The following is a 7,325-nucleotide window of genomic DNA, read 5'->3' on the forward strand; positions in this document are numbered from 1 at the left end:
GTAGCCGGGGCCCGCGTCGTCCGGACCCGGCTTTTCGCACAGCGAACAGCCGGGTCCGGACAGCGGTCGGCGGTCAGCGGCTCGGGGTGTTCTCCCGGGCAGCGGCACCCGGCGCGTCCGCGACCTCCCCGGCCGCCGCTTCGACCGACGCCGCTTCGACCGACGCCGCCTCGCGCGCCGACACCCGGCCCGCCAGCACCGAGGCGACCACCGCCAGCGCCGCCACCGCCGCGCAGACGCCGCTCGCCCACGCGTACGCCGCCCGGTGCCCGCCGCCCCCGCCGGTCGCCCGCAGATAGACGCCGGACAGCGCCGAGATGCTGACCGCCGCCGCGATCCGCTGCGCCATCTGCAGGATCGCCCCGCTCACCCCGGCCGCCTCGGCCGGCGCGTGCCGCAGCACGAACGCCTGGTTGGAGGCCGCCATCAGCCCGACCGAGGCGCCGCCCAGCAGTTGGAGCAGCGCGAGCAGCCAGGGCAGCGGGCCGGTCGGCGCCCAGCGCGCGACCAGGCCGCCCGCGAGCATCACCAGCGCCGAGCCGGCCATGCCCGCGGTGACGGTCCGCCGGCCGAAGCGCTGGACGACCCGCCAGGCGAACGCCGAGGCGAAGCCCATCGCGACCGCCGACGGCAGCGCGACCAGGGCCGCGCCCATCGGCGAGAGGCCGAGCCCGTCCTGGAGGAACATCGTCAGCACCAGTCCGGCGGCCAGCGAGGAGCCGAACTGCAACATCGCCACCGCCGTCCCGAGCGCGTACGGCGCTGAGCGGGTCAGCGCCGGGTGGATCAGCGGGTGGCCGCCGCGCCGGGCGTAGCGGCGCTGCCACCGGGCCAGCGCGCCGAGCAGCGCGGCCGCCGCGGCGGCGAACCCGAGCCAGCCGGCCCAGCCGGGGGGCTGGACGAACGGCAGCATCAGCGCCAGGGTCAGCGCGGCGACGAGCAGCAGTCCGACCAGGTCGAGGTCGGCGTGCCGGGCGCTGGGGCGCGGGCGCGGCAGGTGGCGGACCGCCAGCAGCAGGGTGGCCAGTCCGAACGGCACATTGAGCAGGAAGGTCAGCCGCCAGCCCTGTTCCGGTCCGACGGCGGCGAGCACCGCGCCGCCGATCGGCGGGCCTAGGGCGAAGGCGAGGCCGCCGGTCACGGCGTACATCCCGAGCGCCCGGGCCCGCAGCTGGCCCTGGAAGACGTCCTGGAGGGTGCCGATCATCTGGGAGTTCACCAGTCCGGCGCCGGCGCCCTGGAGCAGCCGGGCGGCGACCAGCACCCAGGGCTCGGTGGCGGTCGCGGAGAGCAGGCTGACGACGGTGAACAGGGCGAGGCCGCCGACGAAGAACCACTTGCGGCCGCGCACGTCACCGAGCCGCCCGCCGGGTATCAGGGCCAGGCCGAAGGCCAGCGAGTAGCCGGCCACGATCCACTGCAGGTGCGCGGGCTGGGCGTGCAGCGACTCGCGCAGCGCGGGGATCGCGGTGTTGAGCACCGACTGGTCGATGAGGGTGGTGAAGCCGCCGGCGACGCAGACCAGCAGCACCCGCCGCCCGGCCGCGTCGAACCGCTCCCTGACCGGCGGGGCCGGTATCGCGCCGGTCGCGCTCACGGTTCGACCACCACCAGCGCGTACCGGGCGCCGGCCGGGCCGGGGCAGTGGAAGCGGCTGGTCTCGGCGGTGAACCGCAGGCAGTCCCCGGCCTCCAGCAGGTGCTCCGTGCCGTCGACGGTCATCGACAGCAGGCCGTCCAGCACCCAGAGGTGGTGTTCCCGGCCGGTGTCGTCGGGCTTGTCGTAGGCGATGTCGGCGCCGGCCGGCAGCCGGCCCTCGATCACCTCGGCCCGCAGCGAGCCGTGCGGCGGCGAGACGGAGCGCCGGACGTACCCGGTCGCCTCGTCCCGCCAGACCCGCTGGTCCCCGGCCCGCACCAGCCGGGCGGGGGCCGCCTCGACCTCGGCGAGCAGCCGCGACATGCTGCGCCCGTACACCGTGCAGAGCCGCCCGAGCAGCGCCGCCGTCGGGCTCACCTCGGCCCGTTCGACCCGTGACAGCGTCGAGCGGCTGACGTCCGCCCGGCGCGCCAACTCCTCAAGTGTCCATCCGCGTTCGACCCGCAGTTCGGCGAGCCGTTCCGCCAGCCGCTCGTCGGCGGCCGTGTCCATTCCCATATCCGTGATGCTATCCCGGATATGGGACGCCCCCGGTCCGGGCCGCACAGCCGGACGGCGGGGAAGCGGATCCGGACGAAGGGGACGCGGATCCGGGCCGACCCTTCGCCCCGGGGACGAACAGCTGGCCGCCCCGGCCGCGCCGGCGGTGAACTGGTCCCGGGCGCCGGCGGGCGCCCGGGACCAGTCAGGCCGTGTCTTCCGGAAGGACCACCATGCTTTCTGCCCGTGCCGCCCGTCTGCTCGCCGTGGCCACGCTCGGCCTCGGCGCCACCCTCACCCTCAGCCCCGGCCAGGCGTTCGCCGCCGAGGGCAGCTTCCCGATCGGCTCCGGGTCGTGCCAGGCCGTCGAGAAGATCGAGCTGCACTTCGTCAACGGCGCCTACCACGACGAGATGGCGAACAACCCGACCCAGAACTCGGCCACCGACCCGTACCGGTGTCGCTTCACGGTCTACGACAACGGCGGCCTGATCTGGAGCTCCTCCCCCGCGCCCGGCAGCGGGGCCCAGTCGCCGTGGTTCTACGACGGTCCGGGCCACTCCATGAAGGCCTGCGTCCAGCGCTACTACAACGGCACGCCGCTGGGCACCCCCAGCTGCGGCCCGCTCAACTGACCCCGGCCCCACCCGGGGTCCGGCCCCGGCCCCGGCCGCACCACGCGGCCGGGGCCGACCGGCCGACACCAGCCGGCCCGGCCCGACTCGGTCCGGCCCGACTCGGCCCGACGCGCCTCGACTGGGCCCGGCCCAGCTCGGAACGCGGCAGCTCACGCGCCCGCCGACAGCAGGGCGCGCCCCAGCGGCGCCAGGAGATGACAGACGTGCCGCCCCTGCCGTTGCGTCGTGATCGCCCCGGTCGTCCGCAGGGCGGTGGCGTGGGCACTCGCGGTGGACAGGCCGACACCGAGGCGTGCCGCGAGTTCGGTGGTGCTGCAGGGGGCCTGCCCGACGGCCCGCAGGACGCGGGCGCGGGCCGAACCGATCAGACCGGTCAGCGGATCGGCCGTGCTCCGCTCGCGGTCGACCGACGGACCGATGACCGGGTGGAGCAGCACCGCCGGCCGGCCCGGCACCAGGACGGCGCCGACACCGTCCTGCACGAAGAAGTTCGGGTGCAGCTCCAGACCGCGGCCGTCCAGGTCGACCGTCCGGTCCGGTCCGCCCACCGCGCAGCGGAGCACCCCGTCCTCCTGCCAGCCGACGCGGTGGTGGAGCACTCCGAGCATGGCGCCGATCCCGGCCTCGCCGGAGACGTGGACGCGGTGGGCGATGTCGGTCTGCAGGTGGCGCTGGATGTCGGACCAGTCCTCGGCGAGGCAGGCCCGGAACAGGGCCAGGGCTCCGTCGGCGAGCAGCCGCAGCCCGCGGGTGTCGCCGTCGCGGAGCTCGACGACGATCCGGGGCACGCCCCGGCCGGCGCCGTACCCGGAGAGCGCCTGCCGCAGTTCGGCCGGGGTGGTGGCCACCAGGGCGTCGAGTTCGTCGGCGAGCCCGCGGTGGGTGCCCTGCGGATGGGTCACCAGGAAGTCCGGGACACCGGTGCGGCAGGCGCCCACCACCTCGATCAGCGGTGCGGCGGTCTGCGGTATCCGGCCGCGCATCCGGGTCCACCAGCGGGCCCGGCGGGTGCCGGCCCAGGCGCGGGATCCGGTCAGGGCGGTCAGTACGTGGTCCATCGGTGAGACCACGAACCGGGTACGGGCGAGATCCGGGACAGCGAAGTTGACGGTCAGCACACATCCCCCAGTGGCCCGGTCGCGTCGGCCTGTGCTTCGCGGTGCGACGGCTGTCCCCGGCCGGGTTCGGCGACAGGTCGGATCGGCGCCGCCCGACGAGGGGGTGGTCCCGACCCGGGGGCGGCGGCGTCGCGGACCATCCTGTGCCTCGGCCCCGGTTCCTTCCATGGCGGGAACCTGGCGTTCGCCCGGCGTTCCGGGCGGGCTGCAGGGCCGAGACAGGACGTGGACAGCGCTCCGCCCCGCCGGACGAGGTCCGACGGGGCGGTGTCGACCGGCCTTCCGTGACAGGCGTCAGGCCAGGGCCTCCAGGCGGGCGCGCAGCCTGTCGAGCTCCGGCCGTTGGCCCGGGTAGGCGTTGGTGATGTGCAGGGCCGCCTCCTTCAGGGTGGCGGCCAGCTCCCTGTGGACGTCCTGCGGGACGGGTGTGCGGCCGTGCCCGGCGCGGAGCCGCTCGACGTCCTCGGCGAAGTACGCGGCGAGGCCGGCCAGGACCTCGCGGTCCACCTCGTCCGGCAGCCCCGCCACCGCGGGAATGTCCTTCGCCAGGCGCTCCCAGCGGAACCGCAGGTCGTCGAGGACGGCGGCATCGAGCTCGACCGCGAGGTCCGCCCACCGGTCGGCGTTCGGCAGGAGGGCCGGAACGGCCGCGAAGACGCTCCGGAGCGTGGCGACCACCTGGCGCTCCGCGTCCCGGTCCTGGTCGACCAGGGCGCGGACGAGTTCCCGCGCCCGCTGGGCGAAGGGCTTCGCCGCGGGAAGGCCGGCGGTGCCCTCGATCAGGGCGTCCAACAGGAGTTCGGCGAGCGCCAGCGGCGCGCGGTCGACCGTGCCGCGCGGGACGCGCAGGGCGCCGGAGGTCGGGTCGAAGGTGATCCGGTCGCCGCGCTCGACCAGGAGCGGGTCGATCAGGTCCACCGCGTGCTTGAGCTCGCTCAGGTAGGGGAAGAGCTGGGCCACCACGGTCTGGTCCCTGGGGAGCAGGCAGGCGACGCCGCCGCGCACGGTCCGCTCGGTGATGTACCCCCAGGAGGCCAGCAGGTTCTCCAGCGCGAGCGAACGGGCGTGGCGCTTCCAGACGGCCCACTCGGGCGTCTTCCACTTGGCCTCGGTGAAGGTGGTCCGGGCGAAGCCCTCGCAGTCGCCGGCTCGGATCCAGGCCCGGTTGACCATGATGTCCAGCCAGGCCAGCGCGCCGCCGAGGGTGGTGGTCCCCGACCGTCGCGCCAGCTGCCCGCGGCGGGCCGCGAGCCGTCCGAAACGCTGGTACCGGCCCCAGGCGTTCTCGCTCCGTTCGATGAGCATGACGGCGGCCTCGACGTAGGTGTCGGCGTTGCTCCGGGCCACCTCGGCGGAGAGGTAGGTCCAGGCCCAGCCGGAGCGGTACGCGTAGTCCTTGACCGGGTGGTCCCCGAGGCCCTCATTCAGGGTGTGGGACAGCTCGTGCACCAAGGTGAGGGCGCGGTCGGTGAGATCCCGGGTGCCCGGGCCGACCAGGCTGGGGCGGAGCTGGATCTCCTGCACCGAGGGGACTTCGTCGCCGGTGATGACCGTGTTCGCCCCCATCGTGGCGGGCAGGTCCTCCCGCACCACGAACCGCACCTCGCGCATCCGGCGGCCCAACCGGGCGAAGCGCTGCTGGAAGGCCGGGTAGTCGGGGGCGGCTCCCGGGCCGTTCAGCACCGTGGTCGCGGTCAGCTCCGCCACGGTGCCGAGGGCGACGATCGCGTCGATCCGGGCGGTGATCGTGGCCAGCACCTTCTGCTCGGCCGGGGACAGGTCTCGGGTCAAGGGGGGTTCCTCCGCGGCTCGGTTCGCCAACCGGCTTTCCTGGCAGGCCGGTTCACTCGGCGACGTGCGGACGGAATGATGACGGGCGGGAATGGACAACGAATAAACACCGGGCGCCCGCTTTTCCTCCGCATCCGGACGGACCGGGCCCGGCGGACCTGGCCGGGCGGACCCGGCCGACGGGTTCGGGACCCGTCTTCGGTTCCGGAAGAACGGGCTGTCGATCATATGATGTCCGCGATCGAGGGCCGGGTGGCCCATGCACAACACGGGGGAACCACATGTTCGGCATCATCAGGCCGTGCCGCCACCGGCTCTCGGAGCGGCTCCAGGCGAGCTGGATGGCCCATCTCTGCGGCCTCTGCCTGGCCCTGCGCGACGACCACGGGCAACTGGCGAGGACCGCCACCAACTACGACGGGCTGATCATCTCGGTGCTGGTCGAGGCCCAGGCCGCCGCCGGGCACACCGCCGCCGGGGCCGGCCGGCGGACCGCCGGGCCGTGTCCGCTGCGCGGCATGCGGACGGCCTCGGTCGCCCGGGGCGAGGGTGCCCGGCTGGCGGCCGCCGTCTCGCTGGCGCTCGCCTCGGTGAAGATCCGCGACCATGTCGAGGACGAGGACGGCGTGTTCGCCCGGCGCCCGCTCGCGGCCGGCGCCCGGGCGGTCACCCGGCGCTGGGACCGCAAGAGCGCGGGCAGCGCCTCGGTGGTCGGCTTCGACACCTCGGTCCTGCTGGACGCGGCCGCCCGCCAGGGCGAGTTGGAGCGCGAACTGCCGGCCGGCGGCTCGGTGCTGCTGGTCACCGAGCCCACCGAGACCGCCACCGCCGCCGCGTTCGCGCACACCGCCGTGCTGGCCGGCCGGCCGGGGAACGAGGCGCCGCTGGCCGAGGCCGGGCGGCTGTTCGGACGGCTGGCGCACCTGCTGGACGCCGCCGAGGACCAGGAGGCCGACGCCGCGAGCGGCGCGTGGAACCCGCTCGACGCCACCGGCACCGACCGCGCCGAGGCCGAACGGCTGTGCCGGGACGCCGTGCACGGCATCCGGCTGGCCCTGCGGGACGTCGAGCTCACGGACCGGGCGCTGGTGCACATCCTGCTCGCCCACGAGACCGAGCGGGCCGTCGAGCGGGTCTTCGGGCGGCCCGGCCATGCCGCCTGCCGGGTCGGGCACGAGCCCGGCGCGGCGCCGGCGGCCGTCGATCAGCCGCACGGCCACGCGCCGCACGCCCACGCCCAGTTGGACCCGACCGGCTCCAACCCCTACCAGAGCCCGCCGCGGCACGACCCCGGCCAGGCCCCGCCGCAGGGCCCGGGCGCTCCGGTCCCGCCCTGGGTGCCGCAGGGCCCCGGCTTCACCCCGCCCGGCGCACCGCCGCCCAACCGCCGCAATCTGCTGGCCGGTTGCGCCGCCTGGGCGCTGATGGGCTGCACCTGCCAGCTGCTCTGCTGCGAGCACAACCACCCGTTCTCCGGCGAGCGCCGCGAGGGCTTCTGCGTCCGCAACGAGTGCTGCGACTGCGGCGACTGCTGCGACGGCTGCCAGTGCTGCGGCGAGAACGCCCAGTGCTGCAACGACTGCGGCTGCTGCGACGGTTGTGACGGCTGCGACTGCGGCTGCGACTGCTGAGGCCGCAC

Annotated in this window: 6 protein-coding genes; 2 read left to right on the top strand and 4 right to left on the bottom strand. The window is 75.3% G+C overall.

Going from position 1 to position 7,325, the window contains the following annotated elements; all coding sequences use genetic code 11:
- Positions 1-73: 73 nt before the first annotated feature.
- Positions 74-1,597, bottom strand: a complete 1,524-nt coding sequence (locus tag BI06_RS38895) for an MFS transporter (RefSeq protein WP_233290465.1) — start codon at positions 1,595-1,597, stop codon at positions 74-76.
- Positions 1,594-2,157, bottom strand: coding sequence for a helix-turn-helix domain-containing protein (locus BI06_RS38900; RefSeq protein ID WP_030393944.1), 564 nt, complete (start codon positions 2,155-2,157; stop codon positions 1,594-1,596). Before BI06_RS38900 ends, BI06_RS38895 begins: the two co-directional genes overlap by 4 nt.
- Positions 2,158-2,372: 215 nt before the next feature.
- Here BI06_RS38900 and BI06_RS38905 point away from each other — a divergent pair, with 215 nt between their 5' ends.
- The gene (locus BI06_RS38905) at positions 2,373-2,774 is read left to right on the top strand and encodes a hypothetical protein (RefSeq protein WP_043476074.1); all 402 of its coding nucleotides are present in this window, start codon (positions 2,373-2,375) and stop codon (positions 2,772-2,774) included.
- Between the two features lie 152 nt (positions 2,775-2,926).
- Here the strand turns inward: BI06_RS38905 and BI06_RS38910 are convergent, their stop codons facing one another.
- The gene (locus tag BI06_RS38910; protein ID WP_158516518.1) at positions 2,927-3,835 is read right to left on the bottom strand and encodes a helix-turn-helix transcriptional regulator; all 909 of its coding nucleotides are present in this window, start codon (positions 3,833-3,835) and stop codon (positions 2,927-2,929) included.
- Between the two features lie 354 nt (positions 3,836-4,189).
- Positions 4,190-5,686, bottom strand: a complete 1,497-nt coding sequence (locus BI06_RS38915) for a hypothetical protein (RefSeq protein WP_043476079.1) — start codon at positions 5,684-5,686, stop codon at positions 4,190-4,192.
- 281 nt (positions 5,687-5,967) lie between these two features.
- Between BI06_RS38915 and BI06_RS38920 the strand changes: the two genes are divergently transcribed.
- Positions 5,968-7,317, top strand: coding sequence for a DUF5685 family protein (locus tag BI06_RS38920; protein WP_043476081.1), 1,350 nt, complete (start codon positions 5,968-5,970; stop codon positions 7,315-7,317).
- Positions 7,318-7,325: the final 8 nt, after the last annotated feature.

This window comes from Kitasatospora sp. MBT66 (assembly GCF_000710405.2).
Taxonomy (GTDB): Bacteria; Actinomycetota; Actinomycetes; order Streptomycetales; family Streptomycetaceae; genus Kitasatospora; species Kitasatospora purpeofusca.